13 protein-coding genes are annotated in these 15,377 nt (G+C 44.1%); 9 read left to right on the top strand and 4 right to left on the bottom strand.

What is annotated here, in order from left to right:
* Positions 1-91: 91 nt before the first annotated feature.
* The 8 genes from tatA to NSQ38_RS29195 all read left to right on the top strand — a co-directional run bounded on the left by tatA (position 92) and on the right by NSQ38_RS29195 (position 6,306).
* A complete protein-coding gene (tatA, locus tag NSQ38_RS29230) occupies positions 92-340 on the top strand; it encodes a twin-arginine translocase TatA/TatE family subunit (RefSeq protein WP_036668966.1) in 249 nt (82 codons plus the stop codon).
* Between the two features lie 78 nt (positions 341-418).
* Complete coding sequence (gene tatC / locus NSQ38_RS29225; protein WP_192133095.1) at positions 419-1,201, top strand: twin-arginine translocase subunit TatC; 783 nt, start codon at positions 419-421, stop codon at positions 1,199-1,201.
* 400 nt (positions 1,202-1,601) lie between these two features.
* On the top strand, positions 1,602-1,883 hold the full coding sequence (gene groES, locus NSQ38_RS29220) for a co-chaperone GroES (RefSeq protein WP_017690077.1): 282 nt from the start codon (positions 1,602-1,604) through the stop codon (positions 1,881-1,883).
* Between the two features lie 73 nt (positions 1,884-1,956).
* The gene (gene groL / locus NSQ38_RS29215) at positions 1,957-3,591 is read left to right on the top strand and encodes a chaperonin GroEL (protein ID WP_036611259.1); all 1,635 of its coding nucleotides are present in this window, start codon (positions 1,957-1,959) and stop codon (positions 3,589-3,591) included.
* Positions 3,592-3,812: 221 nt separating this feature from the next.
* Positions 3,813-4,235 (top strand): hypothetical protein, encoded by a 423-nt coding sequence (locus tag NSQ38_RS29210; protein ID WP_339785637.1) that lies wholly within the window; start codon positions 3,813-3,815, stop codon positions 4,233-4,235.
* 123 nt (positions 4,236-4,358) lie between these two features.
* Positions 4,359-4,595: a hypothetical protein gene (locus NSQ38_RS29205; protein WP_339785634.1), complete on the top strand. Its 237-nt coding sequence runs from the start codon at positions 4,359-4,361 to the stop codon at positions 4,593-4,595.
* Positions 4,596-4,817: 222 nt separating this feature from the next.
* The gene (locus NSQ38_RS29200) at positions 4,818-5,870 is read left to right on the top strand and encodes an NAD(P)/FAD-dependent oxidoreductase (RefSeq protein ID WP_339785631.1); all 1,053 of its coding nucleotides are present in this window, start codon (positions 4,818-4,820) and stop codon (positions 5,868-5,870) included.
* An 88-nt stretch (positions 5,871-5,958) separates the two neighbouring features.
* Positions 5,959-6,306 carry a hypothetical protein gene (locus NSQ38_RS29195; RefSeq protein ID WP_339785629.1) on the top strand — a complete coding sequence of 116 codons (348 nt, stop codon included), beginning with the start codon at positions 5,959-5,961 and terminating at the stop codon, positions 6,304-6,306.
* A 120-nt stretch (positions 6,307-6,426) separates the two neighbouring features.
* Here the strand turns inward: NSQ38_RS29195 and NSQ38_RS29190 are convergent, their stop codons facing one another.
* The 3 genes from NSQ38_RS29190 to NSQ38_RS29180 all read right to left on the bottom strand — a co-directional run bounded on the left by NSQ38_RS29190 (position 6,427) and on the right by NSQ38_RS29180 (position 11,992).
* Positions 6,427-6,996: a hypothetical protein gene (locus NSQ38_RS29190; protein ID WP_339785628.1), complete on the bottom strand. Its 570-nt coding sequence runs from the start codon at positions 6,994-6,996 to the stop codon at positions 6,427-6,429.
* Between the two features lie 269 nt (positions 6,997-7,265).
* On the bottom strand, positions 7,266-8,693 hold the full coding sequence (locus tag NSQ38_RS29185) for a VanZ family protein (RefSeq protein ID WP_339785625.1): 1,428 nt from the start codon (positions 8,691-8,693) through the stop codon (positions 7,266-7,268).
* Between the two features lie 176 nt (positions 8,694-8,869).
* Positions 8,870-11,992 (bottom strand): glycoside hydrolase family 2 TIM barrel-domain containing protein, encoded by a 3,123-nt coding sequence (locus NSQ38_RS29180; RefSeq protein ID WP_339785623.1) that lies wholly within the window; start codon positions 11,990-11,992, stop codon positions 8,870-8,872.
* A gap of 93 nt (positions 11,993-12,085) precedes the next feature.
* On the opposite strand from NSQ38_RS29180, the gene NSQ38_RS29175 reads away from it, so the two are divergent.
* Complete coding sequence (locus NSQ38_RS29175; RefSeq protein ID WP_339785620.1) at positions 12,086-12,952, top strand: AraC family transcriptional regulator; 867 nt, start codon at positions 12,086-12,088, stop codon at positions 12,950-12,952.
* 5 nt (positions 12,953-12,957) lie between these two features.
* On the opposite strand, the gene NSQ38_RS29170 is transcribed toward NSQ38_RS29175, so the two are convergent.
* Positions 12,958-15,012, bottom strand: coding sequence for a helix-turn-helix domain-containing protein (locus tag NSQ38_RS29170; RefSeq protein ID WP_339785617.1), 2,055 nt, complete (start codon positions 15,010-15,012; stop codon positions 12,958-12,960).
* Positions 15,013-15,377: the final 365 nt, after the last annotated feature.

The raw sequence follows: 15,377 nt of genomic DNA, 5'->3' as shown, positions 1-15,377 counted from the left end.
GATGGGCTTAAATTAAGAACGCAGCAGAGACATCTATGAACATCTGGCCGAATATGCGCATCTTCGAAGCTTGAGACGAGGAGGAATATCAATGTTTAGTTCCATTGGACCAACGGGGTTTATTTTGCTGGCCGTGATTGCATTGTTGTTGTTTGGACCCAACAAACTTCCGGAACTGGGACGTGCAGTTGGGCGTACCTTCCGTGAATTCAAAGAGGGCGCTCGCGAGATTATCTCTGAGGATGACTCGTCCAATCGCAAAGAGCAGGAGAAAGCGAAACCGCTGGCGGCTGAGAGCACACCTGCAGACAAGCCTGCTGATAAACGCCTGCCGGAATAATCTTGACGGCAATGAAAGAGAAATCCCTTCCTGCCGGAAGGGTTTTGTATTTTAAGCTGGCAATAATGGGGGGCAGGCATGACGCAGCAAATGGAAGAAATGTCGATTACGGAACATCTGAGTGAGCTGCGGAAGCGGCTGATCTACGTATTAAGTATTTTTGTGCTGGGACTGATTGCAGGATTTTTTGTGGCGGACCCGGTATACCAATATCTGACCAAGGCAGAGTCGGCAAAAGGTTTTGTGTTACATGCCTTCTCGTTCTGGGACGGGATTGGCATCTACATGAAGATTGCCGGTTTGTTTTCACTTATTATTACGCTGCCGTTTACGGTGTATCAGATCTGGAAGTTTGTTAGTCCAGGGCTAAAGCCGCGCGAACGAAAAGCAACGCTGAAGTATGTGCCCTATGTGTTTCTTTTATTTCTGACAGGTATGGCTTTCTCGTATTATGTTATTTTTCCGATGGCACTCGCCTTCACAACAGCGATAACGGAGAAGATGGGACTTGTGGAGACCTACGGGATGAAGCAGTATTTCAGCTTCCTGTTTGGCATTGTGCTGCCTGTGTCTCTGTTATTTGAACTTCCTTTACTTATTATGTTTCTGACAGGACTGCGGATTCTGAATCCAATTCGTCTTCGCAAGATGCGCAGAGTTGCTTATTTTGTTCTGATCTTCATTGCAGTGGTTATTACACCTCCAGACTTTATATCTGATCTGCTGGTGATGATTCCTTTGCTCCTGTTATATGAGATCAGTGTGTTATTATCCGCAATCGTATATCGCAAGCAGCTTGCAGCCGATGAAGAGATCGAATCCCGCTACGTTCGTGCCGAGGATAAGAAACATGTGGGCTGAATGAGGATAAGCTGTAATGTGCCCGGAGAAGACGGTGTGTTCTTATCCGGGCTATTTCTGTAGACTGCCGACCAACACGACAGGACAAGCAGGCATATTATGTTCAACAATGGATACAATGGGAAAGGGACTGTCCGCTAACGTTGCAGAAGGGCTAAACAATTTCGTAGAATAAGATTAGTGAATTGCAACATATAACCAGGCGCAGCGGGTGTAATTTGGTTATGTTCGTGTAAATTCAACGTAAATTCTCGCAGGAATTCGTCAAAAGGACTTGAAATCATGCTTCAAGTTGAGTATCATAAAGTTGGTTGTTAGCACTGAACACTGTCGAGTGCTAATACATATGGCTACAACCTACAATGTAACGTTATATAATTTCAAAAGGAGGCTATTTTTCATGATCAGACCTTTAGGTGAACGCGTATTGGTAGAACCACTGGAGCAAGAGCAAACAACTTCTTTCGGGATCGTACTCCCGGACTCCGCCAAAGAAAAACCGCAAGAGGGTAGAATCATTGCAGTTGGTGCTGGAGTATTGAAAGACGGCGTACGTGTAGCTCTGGAAGTGAAAGAAGGAGATCGCGTTATTTTCTCCAAATATGCCGGTACAGAAATCAAATTCGAAGGTAAAGAATATTTGATTATGAAAGAGAGCGATATTCACGCGATTCTCGACTAATTCAAATTTAATCGGATAACCGAACCATATAGCACGACCATTTTCCAACAAAAACTAGGGAGGTTTTCTTAACATGGCTAAAGACATTAAATTCAGTGAAGACGCTCGTCGCTCCATGCTTCGTGGTGTGGACGCATTGGCTAATGCAGTAAAAGTAACACTCGGTCCTAAAGGCCGCAACGTGGTTCTGGAGAAAAAATTCGGAAGCCCGCTCATCACTAACGATGGTGTAACCATTGCTAAAGAAATCGAACTGGAAGATGCATTCGAGAACATGGGTGCACAACTGGTTAAAGAAGTAGCAACGAAAACGAACGATGTTGCCGGTGACGGTACTACAACAGCAACTGTATTGGCGCAAGCGCTGATCACAGAAGGTCTGAAAAACGTAACTGCAGGCGCTAGCCCAATCGGTATCCGTAAAGGGATCGACAAAGCGGTTAAAGCTGCGGTTGCTGAATTGCAATCCATCTCCAAACCAATCGATTCCAAACAATCCATCGCACAAGTTGCAGCAATCTCTGCAGCTGACGAAGAAGTAGGCGAACTGATCGCTGAAGCTATGGAAAAAGTAGGTAAAGATGGCGTAATCACAGTAGAAGAATCCAAAGGATTCGCTACAGAGCTTGAAGTGGTTGAAGGTATGCAATTCGACCGTGGATACATCTCTCCTTACATGATCACTGATACGGACAAAATGGAAGCTGTTTTGGACAATCCGTACATCTTGATCACTGACAAAAAAATCTCCAGCACGCAAGATATCTTGCCATTGCTTGAGAAAATCGTTCAACAAGGCAAACCGCTGGTATTGATCGCTGAAGATATCGAAGGCGAAGCACTGGCTATGCTGGTTGTGAACAAATTGCGTGGTACATTCAATGCTGTAGCTGTTAAAGCTCCAGGATTTGGTGACCGTCGTAAAGCAATGCTGCAAGACATCGCTGCCCTCACTGGTGGCCAATTGATCACGGAAGAACTGGGTCTGGACCTGAAATCCGCTGTTGTGGAACAACTGGGTACAGCTCGTCAAATCCGCGTAACAAAAGAAAACACAATCATCGTTGACGGTGCTGGTAACAAATCCGATATCGATGCACGTGTTAGCCAAATCCGTACACAACTGGAAGAAACAACTTCCGAGTTCGACAAAGAGAAACTGCAAGAGCGTCTGGCTAAATTGTCCGGCGGTGTAGCAGTAATCAAAGTTGGTGCGGCTACTGAAACAGAATTGAAAGAACGCAAACTTCGCATCGAAGATGCCCTGAACGCAACTCGCGCTGCGGTTGAAGAAGGTATCGTATCCGGTGGTGGTACAGCGCTCATGAACGTATATAGCGCGGTTGCGGCTGTAGCTCTGTCCGGTGACGAGCAAACAGGCGTAAACATCGTCCTGCGTGCTCTGGAAGCACCAATCCGCACAATCGCAGCTAACGCTGGCGAAGAAGGTTCCGTAATCGTGGAACGTCTGAAAAAAGAACAAACAGGAATCGGCTTCAACGCTGCAACTGGCGAGTGGGTTAATATGATCGAAGCTGGTATCGTTGACCCTGCGAAAGTAACTCGTTATGCATTGCAAAACGCTGCTTCCGTAGCAGCAATGTTCCTGACGACTGAAGCAGTTATCGCTGACAAACCAGAACCTGCAGGTGCTGGTGGCGGAATGCCTGACATGGGCGGAATGGGTGGAATGGGCGGCATGATGTAATAAAGGTGTAAAAACCTTTAAAGCACCATGTGCCTGGCAGAGTGAATTCTCGTTACGATGTGACAAGAATTTGTGAAGCAGTCACTGTTACAAATTATAAATGAATACAAAAACCACTTCTTAGAAATTATTAAGGAGTGGTTTTTGTGTTATTGAGTATTTTATAATCAAAGTAGTATCAAGAGATATGGAGGTCATATATCATTAAATATATTAGAAAAATGATAGTGGCAGGTTTGCTGTCTACTGCTGTTATCATCTTAATTTATAATTTCACTTCCAATTCTGAAGGAAGATTCGTAAAAGCAAATGAACCTATAAATACTCCATCAACTCCATTAACAGTAATTAATAATGAGAATTTCGCAGGTACTACAAATACGCATCGGTTTGATATTCCGGCAGGATTTAGTTATGTGAAGGTGAGTTTTAAAAACACGGGTTCGAAACACTTCACGTTCACGATTAATAAAGGATCTACTAGTGGAACCGCAATAACGTCTGGAAGTGTTCCAGCAGATGGAAAAGAGCATACATATTATAGTGACAAAGCGTTGTCGACGGGTTTGTATTATGTAAGTACCTCTTCTGCGCAAGGGATGTCTGGCACATTAGATGTTTCTCTGGGAACTGATGTTAATTAAAGATTCGGTAATTCGCTCTAAATGCAGATTTGAAGCCTTGTGATTGAAACCTCGTTCCTATGGTTTCGTATGTACTGTGATACATAGAGAGCTTAATCAGTAACGACTTGAGGAGGAAATGATTTGAGAAAGGGTACAAAGTGGACATTGTTGATTCTGGGCTTGATGCTCGCTGCAATATTTATCAACTTTTTTATGAATCTATATAGCTTTGCTTATGCACTGATTACCGTGCTTTTACTTGCCTTTATGGGATGGGGATTCTTAGCAAAGTTAAAGAACGACGTTCGTCAGCATGAAGATTACCATAGAAGAGAGCACCAATCTGCGATCGATGACATTGATCGATACACCAGGTAATAACTAACGAACGAACGAAAGAACATATCATACTTAGCATCAAAGTTAAGTTATATGCAACCTACGCTGCAATGAGTAAAGGCTCCCGTGAGGGAGTCTTTTTAATATTAAATTTTCTTGAAAAAAGTACTGATCTTTGCATCTATTGCTAAACTGACAGTTGTTAAGTAAAATATACATATGAATAAGTACTCATATATTAATACGTAAATGATATTGGAGATGAGACATATGTATGATGTATTGGTTATCGGAGCTGGGCAAGCAGGCTTGGCAGCAGGTTACTATCTTCAGAGGTCGGGGTTAACCTTTTTAATTGTCGACGCTGCCTCATCTGTCGGGGAGTCTTGGCGTAAACGGTACGATTCCTTGCATCTGTTTACTCCACGAATGTATGATGGGTTACCGGGAATGCCGCTTAGGGGGAATGAAAATGGCCTGCCAAGCAAAGATGAAATTGCAGATTATTTTGAAAGTTACGCCAAGAGAATGCATCTTCCTATAAAGTTAAACTGTGAAATCTCGCGTCTCTCGAAACAAGATAAGGTGTACTATGCTGAAACCAATGATGGAATGATTGAAGCGCACAATATTATCGTTGCGACGGGGCCTTTCCAGACCAAGAATGTGCCTCATTTTGCGAAATTATTATCCGAGAGTGTAATTCAGCTTCATTCATCAGAGTATAAGAATATGTCTCAATTGCTTCCTGGAACAACAGTAGTTGTAGGTGGAGGGAATTCAGGTGCCCAAATCGCCGTAGAGTTAACATCAGATGATAAACAAACCGTATACATATCCATAGCTCGAAATATTACCTTTAGGCCTTTGCATATTATGAGACGAAGTATATTCTGGTATTTTGAAAAGCTCGGAATATTACGTGCAAGTGCAGACCATATGGTTGGAAAATGGTTGCGAAATCAGCCAGAGTACGTCTATGGCTATGAGTTAAAAGAGTTGATGACCCAGGGCAAAATTAACCTGCGCCCACGTGCCATTAATGCAATAGATGATCGCATCCTGTATGAGGATGGTAGTGAGACAGCAGTAGACAATATTATTTGGGCGACTGGGTTCAAACGAAATGATAGTTGGATCGATATCAATACTGCTTTTGATGCCCAAGGTGTAATTATACACGAGAGAGGCGTATCACCGGTTGCTGGGCTGTACTTTGTAGGGTTACCTTGGCAAACATCTCGGGGTTCAGCACTGTTGGGATGGGTTAAATACGATGCTCAGAAGATCGTTAGTCATGTGATTCAAAGGTAAGACACATTATACTAGAGTAGATGCTTAGGAATGATTAGCAAATATCATAACTCACATTTTTGGGTATATTCCTAAAAGGAGGGATTTTATGAAATTATTTAAACTGCCAATCATTCTTTGTGTTATATTACTTTTATCTATTGTCTCAGCTTGTGGTGCGGATGATAGGCTACATGGAAAAAGCGGTAACTGGGATGTGTCTCTTCAGAGATCGACAGGGAGCTATAGGATTACTTATATAGGTGATGAAAAGCGTATAAAAGATTTTGTGTTTGACCTTACCGGCAATAATATAAAACAACAGGGGAAAGCGCTTGAGGAACAAGGGGTACCGTTTAGTATGTCGGGAACGGTTACTGAGGCGGAGAAAACGAAAGACCCGATTACCTTTAAAATGAGTTGGAACAATCAAAGCGAGACTGTAACTTTTGAGTGAATCTCGCATTCGGGAGGTGTTCATCATTGGTTTGGTGGCAACTATTAAACCATTTCTAAAGTACATATATCATACGTTAGGCCGTTCCTTCATGGAGCGGCCTTTTTGCACAATCGTATCTTATTTCGCAACAGTTATTTCAAAAGTCGAGTGATCATGATCCTGTACGTTGAAGCGATATTCCAATCTGTTTCGAACCGTCGCTTCATCAAAATCAGACTGATTCACATCGCGATCCAATAGACCAATATCCTGGATGACATCTTGTGCATCGTTATACGTGTACTCACTATTGGTTGTGAGAATGAGTGTGGCGATAGCGGTCAAAAAAACTCCACCCGTTGGTTCGCTCGTATCACCAGTTCCATATAACCGGACTTCCTGTACGCTCTCATCTGCATTCACTACACCAACCAAGCGCAATTCATCATTGAATATATACTCGAAAGCGCCAGTGCCCTGCTCAGAAGAGTTATTCATATTCAAGCGGGTAATACTCAACCCATTCAGTCGGTATTTGCCTACGGCGCCATTAAACTTGTTTTTAAATTCATCGGTAGTCATATGGAGGCCAGAAAGTTTAATCTGGGGTGAAGTAGCCGGATTTTTTTCTGTTGTAGCGTCACTTGATTCGTGTTCCACCGCCTGATCTATTTCAGACTGAGTAGGGTTCGAAGATAAAGTCAGCATGCCATACAATCCTATTGAAGCAATCGCAAAACAAGCCGTCGTTAGAAAAATATATCTGATCGGGAACCTATTGCCTTTGCAAATAGATAGGATCATCCCAACAACAAATCCCAAGAAAGCGATAAAACCAAGAATGAAAAGAGCGGTAAACGGATATTGCAAATTCTCACCTCGTAATCAAAATAATTTCAACGTTCTAGCACCCCATTTATTATAATGTTCTCATGAAAAACTTCAAACTCATGCATCAAGACACGTAGAAGCTGAAATCAATTCTTTACTGCTGGGATCAAAGCATCCCAATGCTCTCCATTAATCTCTCCTTCGAATCGATAAACTGGCTGATAATAACCTTTTGAGTCATAGGTGTAAGTCAGTTCATACTTGTTCACATGTAGTTTGTCTCCTTTCTTTAAGTTGTTATAGATCGAAAAGTTTCCCTTGGGAATTTCTTCGTATGCTTCAGCCGGACTGATAATATCAACCACTCGCACATAAATATTTTTATTCATAGAGTAAAATAAATTCTGAGGAATCATAGGTTCTGCTGATGGGACAATCATAATTAGTCCGGTATCATAATCGCTGTCACCCTTCGCGATATCTGTAACTGTGTTTTCGATATCCCATCGAACCGTGTCTCCATTTTGCGTGCTGAATATCGCTTTCTTAGGCAATAAGTCATTCTGAGTCAACCAACTGCCATACTCTTGTCCTTGTTTGATTAAATCTTCCGGTTTTACAGGAGTGCTTGCTTCGATATTAGATGCCAGCCACCATGTGCCGCTACTGACGTCATAATTAAAGGTATATTCTGTTCCCGTATTGTCAAGAAAAGTCCAAATTCGGTTGTATCCATCAATAGATATGCTACCTTTCTGATGTAATTCAAAATAATCCTTCATTAGAGAGGCAACTCGTTTGGCATATTCCAGGTTGTGAATTTCACTACTGCGATAAAGAGACACTTTCTCGGCCTCATCAGGTAACCTTGTGTTAAGCGTGATTTCGACTTGATTCATATTTTGAGAAATAGCTGGACGTATGGAGAGATTACCAAGTTCTTTGTTGTGATAAATGATAAAAGCACTGGAAAAAAGCATCGTAAAAACTAGTGGTATGCAGAGTGCCTTCCATAGTGATCTTAAGGTGATCTTTCTTTGCTCAACACTGTCGAGGATCGCTCTCATCAACAAATATCCTGCCACACTACCTAGTGTATTATGTAGAATATCATCAAGTTCAAATATCCCCCTGCCGGTGCTCATTTGAAAAATTTCGATACCCAACGTTACCAACAGCGATATGAGTAGCACGGGCTTAACGTGACGCGTTTTCATTCCGATATGCGGAAGTATGAAACCGAGTGGTGCGAACATCAACATGTTAAAAATGATGAGCTGGAATTCGCTCAACGACCATTGATTCCATGCATTTATATAGCCACTGAATAGCTCTAAATTGATCCAACCCTCATAATTAGCTCCTCTGCTAAATGTGGTTAAAGTCATGACAATAACAAACCAACCCAAGAGCAAAAATGACGCTATAAATTGCCTGCGGGCTATGCTTCGTTTACCCCCTCTTTTTTTGTATGCAATATATACGGAATAAGTAATACCGATTACAACAACTCCCGCAGCCAATGCAATAGCTAAGATAGGCAATATTCTGCCTATAATCTGTATTAGATCCATTTGTAACCCCTCCATTTATTTTATATATTCATTGTCAGCATCTTGTTGGTTTAAAGTATAATCAATGTTGGTTGTAACTCCTATGTATCTATCTTTCACGAATCTTTCAATAATGTAAGATTGTATGAATACAAAAAAAGCACTGCTGGCAGCATGCCGGCAGTGCTTGCTTGATGTTATACAGGTTTTACCGTAAAGGTGAAGTGATACGCGCGGTTGGCTGGCAAGGTGTATTCAGCGTGGGTACGTGCGCCCCAGCTGTCATCTCCGCCAACACCCATTTGTTTGTAATTGATGCGGGCGACAGTCTGTGTGCTCTGAGGTAATTTGTACACATGGTCGTTTGCTTCCAGTTCCTCCGGTGTCCACGGCAACGCATTGATTTCAAATGGTATGGTGGCTTCTACATGCAGGCCACTTTGACCATCCGTTGACGTTATTTCAGCGAAGCGTACATCCGTTTTGTTACCACACTCTTGTGGTTTCAGATATGGAACAAATTGATCTCGAACCGCACCTGTGTAATAGCCGAGACGTGCACTGGTTAGACGGTCTGCATAATTGTCATGCGGGCCTCTGCCGTACCAAGAGATTGTATCCAAGCGGTTATTCAGTTGTAGCAGCATACCGAATTCCGGTAGATCAGGTAAGCCTACGCCTGGAATAAGGGATTGACAGATTTCCAATACACCATCCGCATCAATTCGGTATGTGATGGACAGTGTGCATCCCGGATGTTGATCCCACGTATAATCGGTCGTCACGAGAATGCCTTGCTCGTCTGCATTGTGCTCGAAACGAATTAATCTGTTGGTAGCGTGAGCATCTCTCCAGAAGGCAGAACGCTCATTCAGGCGGTTCCCCATATCATTGTCTGTCATGGCTCTCCAGTAATTCGGCCGGACAGGTGCGAGCAATTGCTCTTGATTGTTGATTTGATAAGACGTTAAAGCGCCAGTAGCTGGATTGAAGCTCAACGTGACTTGGCCTGTAGCCACTTTCAATTCATCTTGCAGATCTTGTACCTGCGGAGCATTGCCTTGCTCTTGGTGTACCGCTTGGATTATTGGACGCAATCTCGGAGATACCATGAACTGATCCCAGGCAATCTCATGACCTGTTCCTGCCCATTTGGTTGCAACTTTCGTAACCAGAGATACAGTCAGCACCGCTTCGTGGAACAGATCGGACGATGGCGTATATGGGATACGGACTTCAGCCGATTCGCCAGGAGGTACTGCGATATCCAGCGTACCGTTCTCTACAGATACACCATCGTGTGTTACTGTCCATACGAGCGAATATTCGCTCAGATTCGTGAACAGGAACTGGTTTCGGATGCGCAGCAGGCCGTCTTTTATATCAATAGCCTCCATACGAACGTTCTGATAACATTTCTTCACTTCTTCCAGCTTCGGTGTAACCGTCTTATCCGCCAGAATGAGTCCGTTCCCGCAGAAATTGCCATCATGAGGAGATTCACCGAAATCGCCGCCATAAGCGAAATATTCTACACCGTCTGCCGTAGTGGTACGAATGGACTGATCAACCCAGTCCCAGATGAATGCACCCTGCAACACATCATATTTATCGAATAAATCCCAATACAGATGCAGACCTCCACAAGAGTTACCCATGGCATGGCTGTATTCGCAGATAATATAAGGTTTTTTCGGACCCTTCATGCGCGCGTATTGCTCCACATCTTGTGGGCTGATATACATCGTCGATTCAATGTCACTTGCCGAATCGGAGGGGCGATAATGGAAGGTGCCTTCATAATGAACGAGACGGGTTGGATCGACCTGTTTCAGATAATCGTACATGGCGATGAAGTTATCGCCGCCGAAGGATTCATTACCCAGAGACCAGATAATAACGGACGCATGGTTTTTGTCCCGCTGGAACATCGAGTTACAGCGATCGATTACGTTATTACGCCATTCGGGCTTGCTCGCGGGAATATTGTTCTCGTTCATTTCCTTTTGCCCATATTCCCAGGTACCGTGAGTTTCCAGATTCGTTTCGTCAATGACATAGAGGCCATATTCATCACACAGTTCGTACCAGAGTGACTGATTCGGATAATGGGATGTGCGCACGGCGTTAACGTTATAGGACTTCATCAACTCGATGTCACGGATCATGTCTTCCCGCCCAATGGCTCGACCCTTATCCGGGGAAAATTCATGACGATTGACGCCTTTAAACACAATGCGTTTGCCATTGATTTGCATCAGGCCGTCCTTCAGTTCAAACTTGCGGAATCCGATCCGGCTGCGAACAGCCTCCAGTGTTTCGCCTGATTCGTCCTGAATGGACAGCACAAGTGTATACAGGTTAGGGGACTCAGCGCTCCATAGTAGCGGCTTCATAACCTCTGCTGACAACTGGAATGAAAGTTCATCCTCGCCCTGGAAAGTAACGGCTGCAGTAAGTGGTTGCTTCAGTACAGTCTGCTGTTGTGCATCATAGAGCTGTGCCTGAACGGACAATCCGGTAGGGGTCTGCGCGGCATTATGATTAAATAACTTCAGGTCCAGCAGTAGCTCCGCATCCTGATACGCGTCATCCAGTTCAGTACGAACAAAGAAATCGGCGATCTGAACTGGTGAAGGTGAATGCAGGTATACACCACGGAAGATGCCGCTTAACCGCCAGAAATCCTGATTCTCCAGCCAGCTCGCATCACACCAGCGATATACCTCCACAGCGAGCTTGTTCTCACCTTCCGTTAGATACGAAGTGATATCGAATTCTGCGGGCGTGAACGTGTCTTCACTATAACCGACGAGTTCCCCGTTGACCCATACATAAAAGGCAGATTCAACGCCCTCAAAGTGCAGCAGGACCGGCCGGTCTTTCCAGTCTGCAGGAACCGTAAACGTACGGATATACGAACCCACAGGATTATAGGTTGTTGGTGCAAATGGTGGCTTCAATTCAGGCTCACGCTCGACCCACGGATACGTCATATTTGTATAGTGGGGATAATCGTAACCTTGCAGCTGCCAGTTGGAAGGAACGGCGATCTCGTCCCAGTCACTGGCATCATAGTTGTTCTCATAAAAGGATGTAATCCGTTGCTCCGGTGTCTCCGCAAAGGCAAACTTCCATTGACCATTCAGTGATTCGTACCATGGCGATGCGCTGGAATCATTGGACAATGCTTCTGTTATAGATGGAAACGCTACCATAGACGCATGTGCGGGTAGACGGTTTACTTGAAAAGTCTCGGGATTATTGTTCCATTCCGGGTATCCATTTGCCGGAGGGGTGTGTACCAGTTTCTTTCGCATAACAGCAACTCCTTCTGAAATGTTATAATATTGTCATTATAGAATTGAATGATGACTTAGAGAATAAAGAATATTGCCCATATATATCACAATATGAAACTAACGATGAAGAAAGTGGTGTACTGGATGGATACCCGGATTTTTTTTGGTAAAACAGAAGAAGCTGCTCGCCTGCCGATCTATATGACCACGGTTGGTTACTGGGAACACCAATATGAAACCGAGCGTCCAGAGGGATTCCCGGATTATCAGATCCACCAGATTATTCATGGTCAGGGGAGACTGATTATACAAGAAGACGAGTATATCGTTGGACCGGGTGACGTTTTCTTTCTGTATCCCGATGTCCCGCATCGATATATGCCCATCAGTGACCGTTGGGAACTGGCGTGGGTCTCGTTTCAGGGGAGAGAAGCCAGCCAGTTATTATCTTATGCGGGGATAACCGGTTCACGCGTATGCAGACTCAGGACAGCCACGCTGCTGCGTGGCCTGGAGCAACTTCTGGTTAGAGGAGAGAATGGGGATACTACGGATTACGCAGATTACGATGTGGAATGCTCCAAACAATTATATGCCCTGCTGCTGGATCTGAAGCCACTACTCATTGCATCCGCCAATTATAATGATGAACTGGAGCGTTTGAAGCCTGTGCTGCGTTATATCGCAGAACATCTGGACCGTTCACTTTCGTTGAAGGAACTGGCCGATGTGGCGGTGGTATCTCCCCAATATTTGTGCAGGCTTTTTCAGAAGGCGCTCCATACCAGACCTGTATTTTACGTGAACCAGGAACGGATCAATCGGAGCAAACAACTTATGTTCAGTGATAGAGAGCTCCGAATATATGAAGTTGCTGATCTGGTGGGTTACGAGAATGCCAGTTATTTCTGTGCGATGTTTAAAAGGCATACAGGCATGAGTCCAGAGCGTTTTCGCAAACTGCACGGACTGAATTGATGGAGTTACAATTTTAATGCTCCACTCGCGGTAGGAGCAACAGAGTATACTTCGCTTAAATGACATGCCAGATACACCTTCATCCAACCCTCGGAATCGTTCAGATCAATACCTAGAATCTCCTCTATTTTGCGCAGGCGCAGATACAACGTATTGGTATGAATATGCAAACGTTCTGCTGTGGCTTGCACAGATCGATTCGCAGCAATATAGGTTTTGAGTGTGAGTTCAAGCTCTCCTGATTTTTGCTGTTGAAGAGGGGACAGAATTTCATGAATGTAATTCTCGATATCGGAAGGTTCCTGATTCAGAAACAGCCGATTGATCCCGATTTCTTCGTAGAGCATCACGCCAGCTTTGTTTTGTTTCAGCAAAAAGGACAACGAGCGTGTAGCCTCATCATTGCTTTTGGACACATACTCAAGTCCTTGATAAAGTCCACCGATACCGATGGATAGGGCAGGAGTTTTGGAGGTGGTCCATTTCTCCACAGCCGTTTCCAGCCTGCTGATGATCCAGTGTCTGACCTTGGGCTCGGATGCAGCAGCCAAAATCGTAATTTTGTGATGTGCACTGAACAATAGATGTTCACGGGTGCCTAGTTCCTTTTCGATAAAGCCAATCAACTTGCGCACCCAAATTTCAGTTGTTTTCATATCAGGATGTTCCCCATAGAGCTGCAATTGTGCGACGAACAAGGACTGATGGGCTGGCAACTGAAAGCTGGAAAGTCGTGCCTCCAACTGCTGTGGTTCTCGATATTGCACGAGATCGCTGAAAAAATCATGGTTTTTCCGATAGGACATCTCGGTGAGTGAGTAGGTATTCACCATCTCCAGCATTACAATAGCTCCGCCTTGTTCCAAAATCACATGATCCAACTGGCCTAATGGATGATCTAACTGGATGGCAAAACAGCCAAGCACCAGAGATCCATTCACAATGGGATACAGGTAATAATCGCTATGATCATTTCCACCGGATAAGGTGATAGGGTTAAACTGACTGTCTAGAGCGGTATAAATATCGAGCTCACTTAGCAAGACACTTTCCGGGAGGAGCGGGTACCAGTCATTTCTCGCCATATCCACATAATAGGTGGGAAGCTTCAGCATCGATCCAACCGTCTCAATGATATGACCGAGGCTCACATGTTCAATGGAAAGTGCCGTGAATTGATTATGGATTTCATTGCGGCTAACGAGATATCTATTCGTTTCCAGCAGTTCTGAATACATGGTGGCGTTGGAGATGGCAATGGCTGCCTGATCCGCAAACCCCTGCATTACATTCAGATCATGCGGGGCAAATCGTCTGTTTTGTTCAAATTGGTATACCAGCATCACCCCGATTTTGTGGGTGTTCATGGTCACGGGAACGGCGATAAGTCCTTTAGCCATAATACCGTCTGGCAGTGAACTTACAATGATATTCGCATTCTCCTGACTGACATTGCCCATATCCTTAAAGGCATCATCCGGTGTGCTATACATTCGGCCAATGCCTTCCTCGTAGACCTTTCCCGTAATTCCCTCATCCAGCTCGCCTTGATACTGATAGACACTATCCTGAAAACCGACCTTGGCTCTAGGAATCATCTTGCCAGAGTCCGGATCAACCATCATGAACAGTCCGCAGGAAAGAGAGGGGATGACATGCAGCGCATTCTCCATGATTTTGAGTAACAAGTCGTTCAGCTCCAGGGAACAGGTCAGCTCCCGCAGTCCGGTCAACCAACGATCATTGTGCGCACGTTCCATCTCAATCTGCTGCTTCAGCAGTCCTTCCCGAATCAAAGACTCCAGACGTTCACTCTGTAGCAGAGTAAGTTGCTTCTGGGTATCGATAACCACACGAATGTTGATATTGGACAAAAAAACAAACGTATACCTGAGAATCTTCCAGGAAGACTCGATCTGTTCTTGATCTGTATATTCAGGTACCTCTCCTTCACGCAGCCAGTTATTCCACTGGAAATCGTATTCATCCTTGATCCAGATTCCGTACGGAGCAGCTCCAAAGACCTGAACCATAAATGAGCGAACCGCTTCATGAATCATAGCAAACGTCCCCCCTTCGTGTTCACATGGAAAAGTACTTACATATATAACATGATCTTCACTATGCTGTGTGATTTATATTTTGTATTGTGTATATCACCATAATTAATATTAAAATGCTGTTGCTATCAACAATGACATTATACATTTGCAACTTATATAATGTCATTAACTTTAACACGATACAATTTCATTGTAGTACAACAGTAGAGCTGTAAATCGAACATGTACACGTAATATTTAAGTTCAACTTAACTTTTTACACGAGAACGGAGAGGACAGAAATAACGTGAAGAAGCAAAGCGTTCGCCTAAAAGCTTTCGCAAGAAAGCTACTTCGGAAGCATAGGCTATCCCCGGATTTTC

The organism is Paenibacillus sp. FSL R7-0313 (assembly GCF_037969885.1).
In the GTDB taxonomy this organism is placed as follows: Bacteria; Bacillota; Bacilli; order Paenibacillales; family Paenibacillaceae; genus Paenibacillus.
Note: the sequence above shows the minus strand (reverse complement) of the source record. Positions and strands in the feature narration are given on the sequence as shown.